The organism is Blochmannia endosymbiont of Camponotus (Colobopsis) obliquus, assembly GCF_000973545.1.
Classification (GTDB): Bacteria; Pseudomonadota; Gammaproteobacteria; order Enterobacterales; family Enterobacteriaceae; genus Blochmanniella.
Genome location: NZ_CP010049.1, coordinates 1 through 17,674 on the forward strand (window position 1 = coordinate 1; position 17,674 = coordinate 17,674).

Here is a 17,674-nt window from a genome sequence, read left to right on the forward strand (position 1 = left end):
ATGTTGTACCCCGATGTTTTTGATGTTATTGTTGTAGGCGGAGGACACGCAGGGACAGAAGCGGCATTAGCATCAGCAAGAATGGGATGTAATACTTTATTACTAACCCATAATATTGATACATTAGGCCAAATGTCTTGTAATCCAGCCATAGGAGGTATTGGTAAGGGTCATCTGGTTAAAGAAATTGATGCTATGGGTGGTATTATGGCAAAAGCAATTGATTGTTCTGGTATTCAGTTTAGAATATTAAATGCAAGCAAAGGTGTTGCTGTAAGGTCTACTCGTGCTCAAGCAGATAAAATTCTATATAAACAGATGATTAGGCATGCTCTTGAAAACCAAAACAATTTGCTAATTATGCAACAATCGATAGGAGATATAATCATAAAACAAGAACAAGCAGTCGGAGTAATCGATTCTAAATTTGGTATTAAGTTCTGTGCTAGGGCAATAGTACTCACAATGGGGACTTTCCTTAATGGGAAGATTTATATAGGTAAAAACAAATATAATGGAGGAAGGCTTGGTGATGCTTCTTCTATACGTTTATCTAAAAAATTACAAGAAATTATGTTTTGTGTAAATCGACTGAAAACAGGAACTTCTCCGCGATTAGATTCTCGTAGTATTAATTTTTATAATTTAGAACGTCAAGATAGTGATCAACCGTTACCCGTTTTTTCTTTTTTGGGATCAACACATCAACATCCGAAACAAATTCCATGTTTTATTACATATACTAACAATCAAACTCATGAAATTGTCAAAAAAAACATTCATCAATGTCCTATGTATTCAGGTATAATTAAAAGTAATGGACCTCGTTATTGCCCATCAATAGAAGATAAGGTAATAAGATATCCTGATCGTAGTTCTCATCACGTTTTTTTAGAACCAGAAGGGTTAAATACAAACGAGGTATATTTGAATGGACTTTCTACTAGTTTGCCACTTGAATTGCAAATAAATGTTGTAAAATCGATTAAAGGTTTACGTAATGCACATATTGTACGTCCAGGTTATGCTATTGAGTATGATTTTTTTAACCCTTGTAATTTACAAAAAACGTTGGAAAATAAATATATCAGGGGGTTATTTTTTGCTGGACAAATTAATGGAACTACTGGATATGAAGAAGCCGCTGCTCAAGGTTTAGTTGCTGGAATAAATGCTGCGTTGTTATCTCGAGACAAAAATGGTTGGGTGCCTAGACGAGATCAAGGATATATTGGGGTGCTTATTGATGATTTATGTACTCGCGGTACAAAAGAGCCTTATCGTATGTTTACTGCACGAGCTGAGTACCGTTTGTTATTGCGTGAAGATAATGCTGATCTTCGATTAACTCCAATCGCTAAAAAATTAGGTTTGATAAGTGATATGAGATGGAAATATTTTTGTTCTAAATGTGAACAAATTGAAAAAGAACGTCAACGATTAAAAAATACTTGGATTAAACCAAATAACGAAAATATCACTAATTTAAATAAATTACTTACAACACCGTTAACTCATGAAATCAATGGTGAAGAATTATTGCGTAGACCAGAAATGAATTATTCAAAATTAACTCAACTGAATGAATTTTCTCCTACTGTGTTAAAATTGAATATGCAAATTTTAGAACAAATTGAAACTCAAATTAAATACGAGGGTTATATTAATCGCCAGCAAAAAGAGATTACGCGTCAAATTCGCAATGAAAATATATTATTACCAAATAATTTTGATTACAATTCCATTGCCGGTTTATCTAAAGAGGTGATAGATACACTTAATAACTATAAACCTCATTCTATTGGTCAAGCTGCTAGAATTTCAGGAATAACTCCGGCTGCTATTTCTGTTTTGTTAATTTGGTTAAAGAAAACAAACATGCTTGCTTATTGGTGAATCTCCCTGCATAATAGTTTGACAATAACAAACATACACAAATAAAAGAATTTACATAGAGCATTGAAATGATTGTCATTACTTACAAGAACACTTTAAATTTAAAATACAGCTTGTGTTCGTTCATTTCTTATATTAATTGCGCTAATGATGTCATATCCGCCACACTTAAAACAATATTTTGTACAATGTTAAGTTCAATGTTATTTGTTATTTAGCACAATGACTAGCTTTATGACCTTCTAATTTTGTTTAATAACGTTCAGCGTTTTGGTTTTAGAATTGTACTCGGTTATTTTATTTTGTCACAGTATGTACATATATGTTTTTAATTATTTGTTATCGCAACCAAAAGATTGTCAAGAAATAAGTAGTTTTATTTATAGGTAAGAATATGTTTACGGTTGGAAGATATATTAGCCATCATTTAAAAAATTTTCAGTTAGATTTATGCGGTTTTCATATTATACACACAGATCCTGTAAGACCTTATTGGGTATTAAATATAGATTCAATATTTTTTTCTTTGTTATTAGGTGGTGTTTTTCTGTTAATTTTTTCTTATGTAGGTAAATATGCTACAGATGGTGTTCCTAATAAATTACAAGCATTAATTGAGTTAGTAATAGATTTTGTTGATAATAATGTTAAAGAAATATTTGGCAGCATTACTCATACGCATAAATTTCTTACTCCATTGTCAATAACAATTTTTATATGGATATTATTCATGAATATGATGGATTTGTTGCCTATTGATTTATTGCCTGTAATGGCGCAAAAAATCTTTGGAATATCATTATTACGAACAGTACCATCAACTGATGTTAATGTTACTTTTGGAATGTCGTTAGTCGTTTTATTCTTAATTTTGTACTATAGTATTATGATGAAAGGGTTTAGGGGTTTTTTAAAAGAACTCGTTTTTTATCCCTTTAATCACCCAATTTTTATTCCTATAAATTTTGTATTAGAAATCATAAATTTATTATCTAAACCATTATCTTTAGCTCTTAGATTGTTTGGAAATATGTATGCAGGAGAGTTAATTTTTATTTTAATAGCCAGTTTATTACCATGGTGGGCTCAGTGGATTTTAAGTGTTCCTTGGGCTATTTTTCATATTTTAGTTATTTTTCTACAATCTTTTATTTTTATGGTGTTAACTATTATTTACTTATCAATAGCATGTAGAAAAGATTAAAATGCGATAAGTAAACGTCATTACTTTAATTCAGAAAAAACTTTTTGGAGATAATTTATGGAAGGTTTGAATATAGATTTATTATACATATCCGCTGCAATAATGATGGGTTTAGCGGCAATCGGAGCTGCAATTGGTATTGGAATTTTAGGTGGAAAATTTTTAGAATGTGCTGCTCGACAACCTGATTTAATAGATTTGTTACGTACTCAATTTTTTATTGTGATGGGTTTAGTTGATGCAATACCCATGATTACTGTTGGTTTGGGTTTATATGTAATGTTTGCCATAACGTAATATTAATACATTTATTTTTTTTGTAATTAATGATTATTGATTAACGTCACGTGTGTTGCATACTGTAATAAAAATTCTTACATTGACCTGAGGAGTCATCATATTATGAATTTAAATTTAACTATTTTAGGTCAAATAATTTCTTTTGTCTTATTTGTTGGTTTTTGTATAAAATATGTATGGCCGCCATTAATTAACATTATTGAACAACGTCAAAAGAAAATTGCTGATGATTTAGCTTATGCTGAAAATATTAAGAAAAAATCTGATAGAACAGAAAAAAAAGCTAATAAGTATTTACAACAAGCTCAAATTCAAGCAAAAAATATAATAAACCAGGCAAATAAATATAAAATGACATTGTTAAATGAAGCTAAAAAAGAGGCGCAATATGAACGCACCAAAATTTTATCACAAGCAACAAAAGAAATCCAATTAGAACGTAGTCGCGTTTATGAGGAAATTCATCATCAATTCGCTTCATTAATTGTTACTAGTACTGAAAAAATTATTCAACGTTCCATGAATAAAGATATTGATGTTGATATAATAAATTCTGTCATAAATTCGTTATAAATTTTTTTTATTTTATTTTTGAGTACAAAACAATGCATGTTGTTAATATATCTACCATAGCACGTCCTTATGCTAAAGCTGCATTTGATTTCGCTGTTAAACAAAAAAGAATAACGCAATGGCGATCTATGTTGACTGTCGCGGCAAAAATAAGCCAAGATAAACAAATAATCAAATTATTATCTAGTCATATTGGTACATATCAACTATCTAACTTATTTATCACTATTTGCGGAAATCAATTAGATTGTTATTGTCAAAATTTTATTAAAATTATGGCAAAATATTCCAGACTACCTATTTTGCCCAATGTCTTGCAACAATTTATTTATTTTTGTGATGTACAAAAAAATATCGTAAAAATTAAAATAACATCTGCTTGCCCCTTGAATAAGGATCAGTTAACAAAAATAACTAATATTATGGAAAAAAAATTATCAAAAACAGTTCAGTTAATGTGTAAAATTGATAAAGCGATTATTGCTGGCATTATGATCAATATAGGCAATACTGTAATAGATGGTAGTATATTAAATCGTCTTGAACATCTTAAAAAGTCTTTATGATTTATGAGGACACTAAAATATGGAGCTTAATTCTACTGAAATCAGTAAATTAATTAGCAAAAGAATTGCTAATTTTGATGTTGTAAGTGAAACTAGAAATGAAGGAGAAATTATCTCTGTTCATGATGGAATAATTTATATTTATGGATTAGATGATGCTATGCAGGGAGAAATGATAGAATTACCGGATAAACAATTTGCTATTGTATTTAATTTGGAACGTGATTCTGTAGGTGCTGTAGTTATGGGATCATATGTTAATTTAATGGAAGGTATGAAAGTAAAATGTACAGGTAAAGTTTTTTCTGTTCCGGTTGGTTATAAATTGTTGGGTCGTGTTATTAATGCGTTGGGAGTGCCTATCGATGGCAAAGGTCCATTACAATATGATTATTTATCTTGTGTTGAAAAAATTGCTCCAAATGTTATAGAACGGCAATCTGTATCTGAACCAGTTCAAACTGGTTATAAATCTGTTGATGCCATGATTCCTATTGGTCGTGGACAACGTGAATTAATCATTGGTGATCGTCAAACAGGCAAAACTGCTTTAGCTATAGATACTATACTTAATCAGCGTAATAGTGATATTAAATGTATTTATGTTGCTATTGGTCAAAAATTGTCTACTATAACTAATGTAGTGAATAAGTTACAAGAACTAGACGCATTATCAAATACCATTATAGTAGTAGCTTCCGCAGCTGAGTCAGCAGTCTTGCAATATTTATCCCCATATGTTGGATGTTCCATGGGTGAATATTTTAGAGATCGTGGCGAAGATGCATTAATTGTCTACGATGATCTTTCTAAACATGCTATAGCATATCGTCAAATATCTTTATTGCTCAAACGTCCTCCGGGACGTGAAGCTTATCCTGGCGATATTTTTTATTTACATTCTCGTTTGTTAGAAAGAGCTTCTAAGGTTAATTCTTGTTTTGTTGAACGTTGTAGTAATGGTAAAATTAAAAATAAAAGTGGTTCCTTAACAGCATTGCCTATTATTGAGACTCAAGCTGGTGATGTTTCTGCTTTTATTCCCACAAATGTTATATCTATTACTGATGGACAAATTTTTTTAGAATCTAATTTATTTAATGTTGGTATTCGACCAGCAATTAATCCAGGTATATCAGTCTCTAGAGTAGGTGGAGCTGCACAAACTGATATTATAAAAAAGTTATCTGGAGGCGTTCGTACTGCTTTAGCCCAATATAGGGAATTAGCAGGATTTTCTCAGCTTGCTTCTGAATTGGATGCAGCTACATTTAAACAATTACAACATGGTCAAAAAGTGATTGAGTTATTGAAACAAAAACAATATATGCCTGTTTCTGTTTCTCAACAAGCTTTGTTATTATTTGCAATAACACACGGTTACCTAGATGATGTCGATTTAAATAAAGTTAATGATTTTGAAAATGCATTAATAACATATGCAATGCATGAGCAATCAAAATTAATGCAAGATATTGATTCAACAGGTGTTTATGATGAACTTTTAGCAAATAACTTACATAATATTCTTAACAATTTTAAAACTATCCAATGGTTTTAAAAATTAATAGTTGTTGTATTAAACTTATGTAAATATATCATGTTTTATAATAAAAATGGAGATGATAATAAGACATGTTAGGTACGAAAGAAATTCGTAATAAAATAGATAGCATTCAAAAAATACAAAAAATTGCCAAAGCAATGGAAATGGTTTCTGCTTCAAAGATGCGTAAAGTACATCAAATTATGTCGGATAGCAATCCATATGTTAATATAATGCAAAAAGTTATAGGTCATATTTTATCAGGAAACTTAGAGTATAAACATCCTTTTGCTATTTCACGAGATATTAAACGCGTTGGTTATTTAGTTATTTCTACTGATCGCGGTTTAGTTGGTAGTTTAAACGCTAATTTGTTTAAAATATTGTTAGCGGATATAAAAAAAAGACATGTCAAAAAAATAGATATTAACTGTGTGTTAATTGGTAAGCAAGCAGTCTCGTTTTTAAGATTTTTAAATGATAAAATAGTTGCTAAAGTTATTGGTATAGGAGATCGTCCCACATTATCTGTATTAATTGGTGCAATAAAAATTATTCTACAATTATATGAAGAATGTTATCTCGATAGATTATTTGTGGTATATAATAAGTTTATTAATATTTTGTTTCAACAGCCAAAAATATTACAGCTTTTACCTATATGTTCATTAAATAATGTTGTTTGTAAAAGTAAGAAATGGGATTATATATATGAACCAGATGCAAAAAATTTGTTAGATATTTTATTACAACGTTATATTGAATCTCAAGTATATCAAAAAGTAGTTGAAAATTTAGTGAGTGAACAAGCAGCGCGTATGATGGCCATGAAAGGAGCTTCGGATAATGGTAATGCTTTAATTAAAGATTTAAAATTAATTTATAACAAGGCAAGGCAAAGTAATATTACTCAAGAACTAGCGGAAATTATCTCGAGTAGAATTATATTTTGATTCGTAAAATTATTTATAAGGATTAATTTCAAGTAATGACTACAGGTAAAATTATTCAAATAATTGGTGCGGTTATAGATGTATTGTTTTCTCAAGATTCGATACCTAAAATATATCATGCTCTTGAAGTAGATATTAATGATAAAAAATTAATATTGGAAGTAGAACAACAATTAGGAGGCGGGGTTGTACGTTGTATCGCTATGGGTAGTTCAATTGGACTACGTCGTGGATTGAAAGTGTATGATTTAAAACGTTCTATAGAAGTACCTGTGGGTAAAGCTACTTTAGGTCGTATTATGAATGTGTTGGGTGAACCAATAGATATGAAGGGTAAGATAGGAGAAGATGAAAGGTGGTCTATTCATCGTTCTGCTCCAAGTTATGAAGATTTATCTGTTTCTCACGATCTTCTTGTTACTGGAGTTAAGGTGATTGATTTAATATGTCCTTTTGTTAAAGGAGGGAAAATTGGTTTATTTGGCGGGGCAGGTGTTGGTAAAACTGTAAATATGATGGAACTTATTCGTAATATTGCAGTTGAACATTTTGGCTATTCAGTATTTGTAGGTGTTGGTGAACGAACACGAGAAGGCAATGATTTTTATTATGAAATGATTAATTCTAAAGTAGTTGATAAAGTGTCATTAGTATATGGTCAAATGAATGAACCCCCGGGTAATAGATTTAGAGTAGCATTAACTGGTTTAACATTAGCAGAAAAGTTTCGCGATGAAGGACGTGATGTATTGTTATTTATTGATAATATTTATCGTTATACCTTAGCTGGTACGGAAGTATCTGCTTTATTAGGAAGAATACCCTCCGCGGTAGGTTATCAATCGACATTAGCAGAAGAAATAGGTGCATTACAAGAGAGAATTGTTTCTACTAAAAATGGTTCAATTACTTCTATACAAGCTGTATATGTTCCTGCAGATGATTTAACAGATCCATCACCTGCTACTATTTTTGCTCATCTAGATGCAACAATTGTTTTAAGTAGACAAATTGCTTCTCTTGGCATTTATCCAGCGATAGATCCATTAGGTTCTACTAGTTATCAATTGAATCCTTTAATAGTTGGTCAAGAACATTATGATGTTGCTCGTGGTGTACAATCTATTTTACAACGTTACCAAGAATTAAAAGATATAATTGCTATTCTTGGTATAGATGAATTATCTGAAGAAGATAAATTAATTGTTTTTAGATCACGTAAAATTCAAAGATTTTTGTCACAACCTTTTTTTGTTGCTGAAATTTTTACAGGTTTTGTGGGTAAATATGTCGCACTACAAGACACTATTCGTGGTTTTAAAGGAATCATTGAGGGTAAATACGACGACTTGCCTGAACAAGCATTTTATATGATAGGTTCTATAGAAGATGCGATTGAAAAAAGTAAAAAATTATAAAATTTAACAATGGAATTATGTATATAATTAAAAATTAATGAGCATGTATAAGTATGTTTAAAAAAAATACTTTTTGTTTAGAAGTTGTTAGTGTAGAAAAACACATTTTTTCTGGTATAGTAAATAAAATTAAAATAACTGGTATTGAAGGTGAAATGGGTATTTTACCAGGACACGCTCCATTGCTTACTTCTATAAAACCGGGCATGGTGTGTATATCACAAGAATTAAATGATACTTTATTATATATATATTTATCAGGGGGCATGCTTGAAGTACAACCTGATGCTGTTACTGTGCTAGCTGATACAGCTATTCGTGGTGAAGAATTAGATGAAAAAAGAGTGATGGAATCAAAACGTATGATTGAAGAACAAATTGATCATTGTTATGATGACGTAAATTTTATTAAGATTTCTGTTGAATTATCAAAAATCATTGCTCAACTTAAAGTTATTGAGTTAACAAAAAGTGGTTTGATTAAGTAGATTTGAGAGATAGGTTGTTTTATTGATAAAATATAATTGTTATAGATTTTAAAAAACAAAAAAAATCATATTTTTATGTTTAATGAAAAATTGAATGTTATTATTCTGGCAGCTGGTAAAGGAAGCAGGATGTGTTCTGCTGTGCCTAAAATAATGCATTATATTGGTGGTAAACCAATGATAGCTCACCTGCTTGATACTGTTATACAATTAAAAGTTAAACAAATTTATGTTGTATACAGTTCAATTCATGGATCTTTTGTAGATAAGTATAATACCCAATCTATTAATTGGATTGTGCAATCTAATCCTTTTGGTACTGGGCATGCAGTACAACAAGTATTACCTTTACTATCAGATGATCAAGATAATATAATGATATTATATGCTGATGTCCCTTTTATAAAGGTTAAAACTTTGAAAAAGTTATTATCTATTAAATTTGATAAAAAAAATGCTATCGGTTTATTAACAGCAACACTAAGCAATCCAGAAGGATATGGGCGTATTATTCGTGATCATTATGGAAAAGTGATTAAAATTATAGAAGATACAGATATAAATCAACAACAAAATGTAATTAATGAAATTAATACTGGTGTTTTAGTGACTAGTGTACATTATTTAAAACGTTGGTTGAGTAAAATAACTAATAATAATTTACAATGCGAGTACTATTTGACAGATATTATTAATATTGCTTGGAAAGAAGGTTATATAACTAATACCGTTGAGCCGGATAGTATTAATGAAATACAAGGGATTAATAACAAATTACAGCTTGCTCAAATAGAAAGGTTATATCAGAAACGTCAAACAAAAAAACTTTCTTTGGCTGGTGTTATGTTTGCCGATATTAATAGGTTTAACTTACGAGGAGATTTATTGCATGGTCAAGATGTGTATATTGATACTAACGTAATTGTTGAAGGTAAAGTATTACTTGGTAATAGAGTAGTAATTAGTACTGGATGTATTTTAAAAGATTCAGTAATTGGTGACGATGTTAAAATTTTACCTTATACCATAATAGAAGATACAAAAATAGATATGAATAGTGTTATCGGTCCTTTTGCCAGATTAAGATCTGGTAATGCATTAGAAAAATTTTCTCAAGTAGGTAACTTTGTTGAAATAAAAAATACTCATTTTGGTCAAGGTTCTAAAGTTAATCATCTTAGTTATATAGGTGATTCTGATATTGGTGTAACAGTAAATATAGGAGCTGGAACTATTACTTGTAATTATGATGGCATGTCTAAACACAGAACAAAAATTGGTGATAATGTTTTTGTCGGATCTGATACTCAGTTAGTGGCACCTGTTATTATTGGTAAAAATGCTACTATTGGCGCTGGTACTACAGTAACACAAGATGTATGTGAAGGAGAAACTGTTATTAGTAGAGTACGACAATTTGTTATTAAGAATAAGAATAAATAAAATAAAAAAGCTAATGTAATAAAAAACATAAACCATTATATTTCTATATTTTGGTTTATGAATTAAAATAGATAGGTTATTTTCCTATGCAAAAAGTAGAAAAAATTTCATTTAATAAATTGTCAGAAGAATTGTGTTGACCGGTGATTTTTTCTAGTTCTTTGTGCGCTAGCTGTATTTCTTCTGCTAGTAATTCAAATGTCGTAGTATGGTGTTTAAGATGTTTTTCGGCTTGATAAAGGTATTTTAGTGCTTTATTTAGTAAATCCAGATGCCTTCTTCTAGCTAAAAAATTGCTTTCGTAACTATTACTACCAGAATTATAGCAGTGCACGCTGTTCTTTAAATGTTTTTTTAATAAATTTATTCCATTTGTGTATTTAATAGATAAATTTATAACAGAAAAATTCTTTTTTTGAATAATTTGTGTTTTTTCTTCAGTTAAATCTATTTTATTTCTTATAATTGTAATTATTTGATTATGTTGTGATATCAAATGTTTGCTAAAATTTGACCAAATTATTTGTGTTTTGTTTAATGATATCTTGCTAGCATCGATCATATACAAAATATGATCTGCATTTTTAATTTCATGCCAAGCACGATTAATACCTATACGTTCAATTTCATTGTTAGTATCACGAATACCAGCAGTATCTATAATATGGAAAGGTATTCCATCTAAGTAAATATGTTCATGTAGTATATCACGTGTAGTACCTGGTATATTTGTTATTATAGCTTTTTCACATTCGGATAATAAATTCAATAAACTAGATTTTCCTGCATTTGGTTCTCCGCTGATTACTATTTTTAATCCATCTTTTAATATATATCCCATATTTGCTTTTTTATTTGTTTTTTTGATTTTTTTTATAATATTATGTAATTTATTTTTTATTTCATCATATGATAGTAAATTAATGTTTTCTTCAGGAAAATTTATGTCAGTTTCAATTATAATTCTTAATTGATTTAGTTCATTTATTATTTCATTGATGTATTTAGAGAATATTCCTTGTAAAGAATTAGATGCAGATTTGGCAGCAAGATATGAATCAGCATTGATCAAATCAGCGATAGATTCCGCTTGAATCAGATCCATTTTATTGTTAAGAAATGCTCTTCTAGAAAATTCTCCTGGATGTGCTATTCTTATTTTTGATGTTATTGTTAGAATATTTTGTAGTAATATATCTAAAATTACTGTTCCTCCATGGCCATGAATTTCTAAAATATGTTCACCTGTAAAAGAGTTAGGAGCAGGAAAAAATAAGACTATAACTCGATCTAAAATATTATGATGATTATCATAGAATGGTAAAAGTTCAGCTTGTCGCGGTTGTGGTATTTTTTTAAAAATAGTAAGAGCAATTTTTTCGGATAATGTTCCGGATATTTTAATAATACCTATGCTCCCGCGTCCCGGTGGAGTAGCGATGGCTACTATAGTATCTGTATTTTGCATATTTATTAGTTCTTTTTCTTGGTCATATTAATTAATTTTTATATCATTATATGTGAACATATATACATGTTAATTATTTTTTTTAAATTCATTATAAATAATTTTTTGTTGAATAATAGTAATGAGATTACTGATAACATAATATAATACTAATCCGGATGGAAACCAAAGAAAAAATATAGTGAATATTATTAATATAATATTCATTATTTTTTGTTGTATTGGGTCTGTAATAATATTATTAGGAGATGTTTTTTGGATTAAAAACATAGTTACCCCCATTATAATGGGTAAAATATAATAAGGATCTTGAGAGGATAGATCGTATATCCAAAAAATAAATTTAGCATGTCGTAATTCTATTGCTTCAGAAAGCATGTAATATAGCGCTAAAAAAATTGGCATTTGAATTAATAAAGGTAAACATCCTCCTAAAGGGTTAATTTTTTCTTTTTTATACAAAGATATCATTTCTTGGTGATAACGTTGTTTGTTATTTTTAAATTTTTTTTGTATTAATGATAGCTGGGGTTGTAATTTGCGTACTTTAGTCATTGATGTATATTGAGATTTCGTTAAAGGATACATAATTATGCGGATGATTAATGTAATTATAATAATAGCAAAACCCCAGTTATTGACGTAACTATAAATAAATTGTAAAAGTTTAAATAAAGGCAAAGAGATAAACCATAACCATCCATAATCAATAGTTAAATCTAAATGTGAAGCAATAGATGCTAAATCTTTTTGTATTTTTGGTCCAATCCATAAAATTGTTTTTAATTCTTTTTTTTGTGTTGGATATACTTCAAATGTATCTGATATAAAGTTTATTGTCGCTTGAGAATTATTTAAATAATTGGTATAGAAAGTATTATTATTATCTTGATTGGGAGGTATCCAAGCTGTAACAAAATATTGTTGTAACATTGCAATCCATCCATTTTTTTCAGATTTAATATATAAATTTTTATTTTTTATATCTTTAAAGTTATATTTTTGATATTTTTTTTTATTAGTGTAAAAAGCAGCTCCGTGATATGTTGAAAAAAAAAGATTATTGTTTGGTGTATATGTTTTAGGATAGTTAATTGATTGATTAATTCGACCCAATAAATTTATTTTTATTGTTTTATGAGAAGTATTATGTATATTATAATTAATCTGTATTGCAAAGGATCCACGATTAATTATATAAGTTTTTGTGTATTTTATCCCGTTTGGATCATTATAATATAACGGTATATGCATTTCTTGTTGGTTATTTTTTAATATGTAAGTGTTTTGATTATTAGATGTATTATAAATTATTGATGGTATTTTTTCTTCTGTATTATAAGATATGGAAGTCGTGTCTTTAATAAGAAGATTACTTTCAGCTTGGTATATATAATCTTTGGATATTTGTAATAAATGAAATGCTTTCTTTTTGTTTAATTCTTCTGAGTAAGTTAGAAGATATGCATCTTCTATATTACCACCATTTGTGTTAATTTTTAGTAATAATACGTCAGTTTTTATTGTTATTATATTATTATTCCTTGGATTTGTTGTATCAAAGGAGTAATATGGTTTTATTTGTGTATCATTTATTTCTTTTTTTATTGTTTTTTTTGTATTATTTTGATCGTTGCATCCTACATTATGTTCTGTTTGCCAAGTTTGCCAAATTATAAAAGACATAATTAATAGAGCTATGGTAAAAAAATTACGTTGGGAATCCATTTTAAATATTCTCTGGCGTTTTGTGTGATTTGTAGGAAATAAAACTTTTTTTTTGTAGATGTTTATATTTAAAGGATGACATTGTAGTATTCTTGTTAAAGTAAGCCAACAACCTTTAAATATACCAAATTTTCGTATTATTTCAATTCCATATTGAGAACATGTAGGATGAAAACGGCAGTGATGGTTTAGCAAGGGACTTATTGTATATTGATAAATACGTATTAAGATGATTAATAATTTTGAAATTATCAAAGACAAAAAAACCAACTCCACATATTTTGTAGTTCTTGCTTAAAAATATCATCTTGTATTGCAGATATGATATTTCTTTGTACTAAAATTATAAAATCCATATTTGGTAGTATGTGTTGGTATATGCGAAACTTTTCTCTAATTAATCTTTTTATATAATTACGTTTGTAAGCTTTTTTAACATTTTTTTTTGCTATTATCAAGCCAATTCTTGGATGTTGTAATTCATTTTTACGACTAAAAATAATTATGTTTGGTGTTTTGATTTTAAATGGTTTTTTAAATACAGAAATAAAATCGTGGGAATTTAATAATCGTAAATTTTTAGAAAAAAACAGTCTTTTCATGTAAAGTACAACAGCTATTATCCTACTTATAATAAGGTTTAGGGTTCACAAACATATATTTTAGATCTTAACAACAAACAGTAATTCTAGAACGACCTTTAGCACGACGTCGTAGTAAAATTTGTCGTCCATTTTTTGTAGCCATTCGAATACGGAAACCATGTGTTCGATTTCTTTTTAATCTAGAAGGTTGAAAAGTACGTTTCATCATTTTTACCTTGTACTAATTTTTTTAATTTAATTTTTTTATTGCTGAATTTAAATTTTTATTTCAAAGATTATAATAATCTTAATAACAGATTTTTTCTTAGTTTTTTAAAGTTAATATAAATAAAGGTACAAAAAAGTCAATTTTTTTAAAATTTCGAATACTAATATAAAGATATGTTTGTAGTATCATCGGTTTATAAAAAAATAATATTTATTAACAAAATTTGAATTTAATTAGTGTTCGTTCATTAATATTGATCATATCTATACATTTTTTATTACAAATTCGATTACATCATTAGTGCTTTTCTTAATTAATTATACATTATTACATATTTTAATAGATCTTACAAAAATAAAATGAATTATGTCGATATATTTTACAATACATTAATTGATTTTACATTATGTTTTATATTCAGGTTTGTTATACAATTCGAATTATAATTTTAATTTTTGATTATCTAGTTATTTGATAACATTCTTTGAATCTGCTTGATATTTTGTTATTACACATTTTGATTAATAATTCTTATTGAGTATAAATTAATATAATAATATGTAATTTTATTTTTGAAGTGTATTTTCCGTTTGTTTTGGAGTGTATTGTGTCGTCTTTTTTTTGGCAACAATGTCTTTCTTGATTACGAAATGAATTAACAACCATAAAATTTAGTATATGGATACGTCCGTCCTTTACAAGCTAAATTGTGTGATAATATTTTGGTAATTTATGCACCGAATTGTTTTGTATTAGATTATGTATAAGATAAATATTTAAACGGTGCTGATGGTATATTAAATGTCAATGATTTTTATGGCAGTGATATTCCATGATTACGTTTTGAAGTTAGGAATAAACATTTAAGAATGTCAATGTTACATACAACTAATGTTTTTTTTGTTTGATTTTTAAGATGATATATCTGATATATCTTCTTTTAGGACATATTTTGTACTGCTTTTTGGAATTAGGGTAATTATTCATTGTATTCAGAGTTTTTCTATCATTCTAAAATGAATTTTAAACACAATTTTGATAATTTTATTTAAGGTAAGTCAAATAAATTGTGCTAGAGTTGCAGCGTGCCAAGTAACTGATCGTCTGGATGATGTTTATAATCTATTATTTTTATATGGCGTTACAGGTCCTGGTAAAACATATTTTTTTACATGCATTAGTTAATAGAATTATAATGCAAAGAACAATATTAAAGTAATTTACATATATTGTGAACATTTTGTTCAAGATATGGTAAAAGCTTACAAAACAATACAATTGAAAATTTTGAAAATCATTATCGTTTTGCAAATATTTTACTTATTGATAATATTCAGTTTTTTGTTAATAAGTAGACATCTTAAGAAGAATTTTTTCATGCTTTTAATTCACTATTGGAAGGTAATCGACAAATTGTTTTTATTTTGATCGTTGTTTAAAAAAATAGATGGAATGAAAGATAGATTGAAATCATGTTGTGGTTGGGGATTAACTGTAGCTATTGAATCGCTAGAATTGGAGATATGTATGTGTTGTGCTATTTTAATAAATAAAGCAGAAGCACATGATATTTTTTTCTTTAAAACGTTGTGTATTTTATCGCTAAACGTTTAAGGTTTAATATCCATTAATTAGAGGGTGTGTTAAATTGTGTAATAGTTAAGTTAATTTTACTGGTTGTTCAATTATTATATTAGACTTTGTTTGTGCAGTATCGAAAGATTTGTTGATTTTACAAGAAAAGATTATTAGTATTAATCATATTCAAAAAATTGTTGCAAAGTATTATAAGATTATAGTTGTAAATATATTATCTAAATGTAGCTTATGCTCAATAGTGAGACCAAAGCGAAAAGATGATGGCTATGGCTGTATCAATCAATCAAAAAGGATGAGCGATCATAGTTTACCTGAAGTTGATTATGCTTTGGCGTAAAGGATCATATAACGTTCTTGCATGCCTATAAAAAGATCAAGAAATTATGTAAAGAAAATTGTAATATTAATAACAAGTATTTTCCAATTTAATTAAGATATTATCTTTGTAATTATTATGCATTGTATTGTTAAAAGAGAAACTTTGTTACGGTCTTTACAATATGTGATGAATGTATTAAAAGGTCGTATGGCATTTCCTGTGCTGAATAATATTTTATTAGAAATAAAAAATAGTTCCCTGTATTTAATTAGTACAGATTTAGAAATAGAAATGGTATCTGTTATTTATTTAGACAGTCCATATGAAGCTGGTGTTACTACAACATCTGGACGTAAATTATTTGATATTTGTCGTGCCTTGCCTGAACAAGTAAAGGTATATTTAAATTTGCAAGGTGATAAATTGCTTATTTGTGCTGAACGTAGTAGCTTTTTAATATCTACCATTGTGGCATCGGATTTTCCTAATTTAGAAGATTGGGATTGTAAAATAGAATGTATTGTACAAAAATCTTCATTAAAAAAATTAATTGAATCCACTTGTTTTGCTATGGCTTCTCAGGATGTTCGTTATTGTTTAAATGGTATGTTTTTTGAAATTGCTGATAAAAATATATGTGCAGTTGCTACTGATGGACATCGTTTAGCATTAAGCACTATATTAGTTGATGAGGTAATGCCATGTTTCTCGGTTATTGTTCCACGAAAAGGAGTAGTAGAAATGTTGAGAATGCTTGGTTTTGTTGAAAATCAAGTAAAGTTGCAAATTGGTAATCATAATATTTGTTTAAGTATTGAAAATTATATTTTAACTTCTAAACTCATTGATTCTTCTTATCCAGATTATCGTAGTGTCTTTCCTGATAATCCTAATAATATTTTGAAGGTTCAACGTGAAGTATTGTTACAAGCTTGTATGAGAATCGCTATTCTTTCTAATGAAAAATTTCATGGCGTTAGATTATCTTTAAGTATTAATCAATTAAAAATTACTGCTAATAATTCTGCGTATGAAGAAGCAGAAGAAATTATTGATGTAAAATATCAAAGTAAAGCAATGGAAATTGGATTTAATGTTAATTATTTACTTGATGTGCTTAGTATTATAAAAGGTCAAGATGTTATTTTTTTTATACAAGATGAATTTTCTAGCGTCAAAATTGAAGATTGTAAAAATAAATCAAATGTTTATATTATTATGCCAATAAAGTTATAATTATAGATAATTATTTTTAAAATTTGTTTTTATTAAATTTTATTTTTGTAAGGATTGCATGTAACTTAAGATAATTTAAACAAGATTTTTTTTAAATATAAAAATAATAATTAAAATGAAGCAC

General features: G+C 28.0%; 15 protein-coding genes and 1 pseudogene. 12 read left to right on the forward strand and 4 right to left on the reverse strand.

All coding sequences use genetic code 11. The annotated features are described in order from the left end of the window. The 10 genes from mnmG to glmU all read left to right on the forward strand — a co-directional run bounded on the left by mnmG (nt 1) and on the right by glmU (nt 10,387). The gene (mnmG, locus tag BOBLI757_RS00005) at nt 1-1,896 is read left to right on the forward strand and encodes a tRNA uridine-5-carboxymethylaminomethyl(34) synthesis enzyme MnmG (protein WP_046304444.1); all 1,896 of its coding nucleotides are present in this window, start codon (nt 1-3) and stop codon (nt 1,894-1,896) included. A gap of 394 nt (nt 1,897-2,290) precedes the next feature. Further along, the gene (atpB, locus tag BOBLI757_RS00010) at nt 2,291-3,100 is read left to right on the forward strand and encodes a F0F1 ATP synthase subunit A (RefSeq protein WP_046304446.1); all 810 of its coding nucleotides are present in this window, start codon (nt 2,291-2,293) and stop codon (nt 3,098-3,100) included. A 57-nt stretch (nt 3,101-3,157) separates the two neighbouring features. Next, nucleotides 3,158-3,397: a F0F1 ATP synthase subunit C gene (gene atpE / locus BOBLI757_RS00015; protein ID WP_046304449.1), complete on the forward strand. Its 240-nt coding sequence runs from the start codon at nt 3,158-3,160 to the stop codon at nt 3,395-3,397. 105 nt (nt 3,398-3,502) lie between these two features. Beyond that, nucleotides 3,503-3,973, forward strand: a complete 471-nt coding sequence (gene atpF / locus BOBLI757_RS00020) for a F0F1 ATP synthase subunit B (RefSeq protein WP_046304450.1) — start codon at nt 3,503-3,505, stop codon at nt 3,971-3,973. 32 nt (nt 3,974-4,005) lie between these two features. Beyond that, the gene (locus BOBLI757_RS00025) at nt 4,006-4,539 is read left to right on the forward strand and encodes a F0F1 ATP synthase subunit delta (RefSeq protein ID WP_046304452.1); all 534 of its coding nucleotides are present in this window, start codon (nt 4,006-4,008) and stop codon (nt 4,537-4,539) included. A 19-nt stretch (nt 4,540-4,558) separates the two neighbouring features. Further along, on the forward strand, nt 4,559-6,100 hold the full coding sequence (atpA, locus tag BOBLI757_RS00030; protein ID WP_046304454.1) for a F0F1 ATP synthase subunit alpha: 1,542 nt from the start codon (nt 4,559-4,561) through the stop codon (nt 6,098-6,100). A gap of 74 nt (nt 6,101-6,174) precedes the next feature. Further along, a complete protein-coding gene (gene atpG, locus BOBLI757_RS00035) occupies nt 6,175-7,038 on the forward strand; it encodes a F0F1 ATP synthase subunit gamma (protein WP_046304455.1) in 864 nt (287 codons plus the stop codon). A gap of 35 nt (nt 7,039-7,073) precedes the next feature. Then, the gene (gene atpD / locus BOBLI757_RS00040) at nt 7,074-8,456 is read left to right on the forward strand and encodes a F0F1 ATP synthase subunit beta (RefSeq protein ID WP_046304456.1); all 1,383 of its coding nucleotides are present in this window, start codon (nt 7,074-7,076) and stop codon (nt 8,454-8,456) included. Nucleotides 8,457-8,509: 53 nt separating this feature from the next. Then, nucleotides 8,510-8,944 carry a F0F1 ATP synthase subunit epsilon gene (locus BOBLI757_RS00045; RefSeq protein WP_046304457.1) on the forward strand — a complete coding sequence of 145 codons (435 nt, stop codon included), beginning with the start codon at nt 8,510-8,512 and terminating at the stop codon, nt 8,942-8,944. Nucleotides 8,945-9,019: 75 nt separating this feature from the next. Beyond that, nucleotides 9,020-10,387, forward strand: coding sequence for a bifunctional UDP-N-acetylglucosamine diphosphorylase/glucosamine-1-phosphate N-acetyltransferase GlmU (glmU, locus tag BOBLI757_RS00050; RefSeq protein WP_046304459.1), 1,368 nt, complete (start codon nt 9,020-9,022; stop codon nt 10,385-10,387). A gap of 76 nt (nt 10,388-10,463) precedes the next feature. On the opposite strand, the gene mnmE is transcribed toward glmU, so the two are convergent. From mnmE to rpmH, 4 genes are all read right to left on the reverse strand, one after another. Further along, the gene (gene mnmE, locus BOBLI757_RS00055) at nt 10,464-11,855 is read right to left on the reverse strand and encodes a tRNA uridine-5-carboxymethylaminomethyl(34) synthesis GTPase MnmE (protein ID WP_046304461.1); all 1,392 of its coding nucleotides are present in this window, start codon (nt 11,853-11,855) and stop codon (nt 10,464-10,466) included. A 69-nt stretch (nt 11,856-11,924) separates the two neighbouring features. Continuing rightward, nucleotides 11,925-13,844 (reverse strand): membrane protein insertase YidC, encoded by a 1,920-nt coding sequence (yidC, locus tag BOBLI757_RS00060; protein ID WP_420021793.1) that lies wholly within the window; start codon nt 13,842-13,844, stop codon nt 11,925-11,927. Continuing rightward, nucleotides 13,835-14,185, reverse strand: coding sequence for a ribonuclease P protein component (gene rnpA / locus BOBLI757_RS00065; protein WP_046304463.1), 351 nt, complete (start codon nt 14,183-14,185; stop codon nt 13,835-13,837). The genes yidC and rnpA overlap by 10 nt, the downstream gene beginning before the upstream one ends. Nucleotides 14,186-14,252: 67 nt before the next feature. Continuing rightward, a complete protein-coding gene (gene rpmH / locus BOBLI757_RS00070) occupies nt 14,253-14,393 on the reverse strand; it encodes a 50S ribosomal protein L34 (protein ID WP_046304465.1) in 141 nt (46 codons plus the stop codon). Between the two features lie 1,007 nt (nt 14,394-15,400). On the opposite strand from rpmH, the pseudogene BOBLI757_RS03425 reads away from it, so the two are divergent. Continuing rightward, nucleotides 15,401-15,902: pseudogene (locus BOBLI757_RS03425) on the forward strand (DnaA ATPase domain-containing protein); the annotation flags it as partial. Between the two features lie 547 nt (nt 15,903-16,449). Beyond that, nucleotides 16,450-17,550: a DNA polymerase III subunit beta gene (gene dnaN / locus BOBLI757_RS00080; RefSeq protein ID WP_046304467.1), complete on the forward strand. Its 1,101-nt coding sequence runs from the start codon at nt 16,450-16,452 to the stop codon at nt 17,548-17,550. The last annotated feature ends 124 nt before the right edge of the window (nt 17,551-17,674 follow it).

Excerpts from the sequence above, each read along its gene's own strand:
- rpmH (WP_046304465.1), bottom strand. The coding sequence starts at position 14,393 with ATGAAACGTACTTTTCAACCTTCTAGATTAAAAAGAAATCGAACACAT.
- atpG (WP_046304455.1), top strand. The coding sequence starts at position 6,175 with ATGTTAGGTACGAAAGAAATTCGTAATAAAATAGATAGCATTCAAAAA.
- BOBLI757_RS00045 (WP_046304457.1), top strand. The coding sequence starts at position 8,510 with ATGTTTAAAAAAAATACTTTTTGTTTAGAAGTTGTTAGTGTAGAAAAA.
- mnmE (WP_046304461.1), bottom strand. The coding sequence starts at position 11,855 with ATGCAAAATACAGATACTATAGTAGCCATCGCTACTCCACCGGGACGC.
- atpA (WP_046304454.1), top strand. The coding sequence starts at position 4,559 with ATGGAGCTTAATTCTACTGAAATCAGTAAATTAATTAGCAAAAGAATT.
- atpE (WP_046304449.1), top strand. The coding sequence starts at position 3,158 with ATGGAAGGTTTGAATATAGATTTATTATACATATCCGCTGCAATAATG.
- rnpA (WP_046304463.1), bottom strand. The coding sequence starts at position 14,185 with ATGAAAAGACTGTTTTTTTCTAAAAATTTACGATTATTAAATTCCCAC.
- glmU (WP_046304459.1), top strand. The coding sequence starts at position 9,020 with ATGTTTAATGAAAAATTGAATGTTATTATTCTGGCAGCTGGTAAAGGA.
- atpB (WP_046304446.1), top strand. The coding sequence starts at position 2,291 with ATGTTTACGGTTGGAAGATATATTAGCCATCATTTAAAAAATTTTCAG.
- dnaN (WP_046304467.1), top strand. The coding sequence starts at position 16,450 with ATGCATTGTATTGTTAAAAGAGAAACTTTGTTACGGTCTTTACAATAT.
- BOBLI757_RS00025 (WP_046304452.1), top strand. The coding sequence starts at position 4,006 with ATGCATGTTGTTAATATATCTACCATAGCACGTCCTTATGCTAAAGCT.
- atpF (WP_046304450.1), top strand. The coding sequence starts at position 3,503 with ATGAATTTAAATTTAACTATTTTAGGTCAAATAATTTCTTTTGTCTTA.
- mnmG (WP_046304444.1), top strand. The coding sequence starts at position 1 with ATGTTGTACCCCGATGTTTTTGATGTTATTGTTGTAGGCGGAGGACAC.
- atpD (WP_046304456.1), top strand. The coding sequence starts at position 7,074 with ATGACTACAGGTAAAATTATTCAAATAATTGGTGCGGTTATAGATGTA.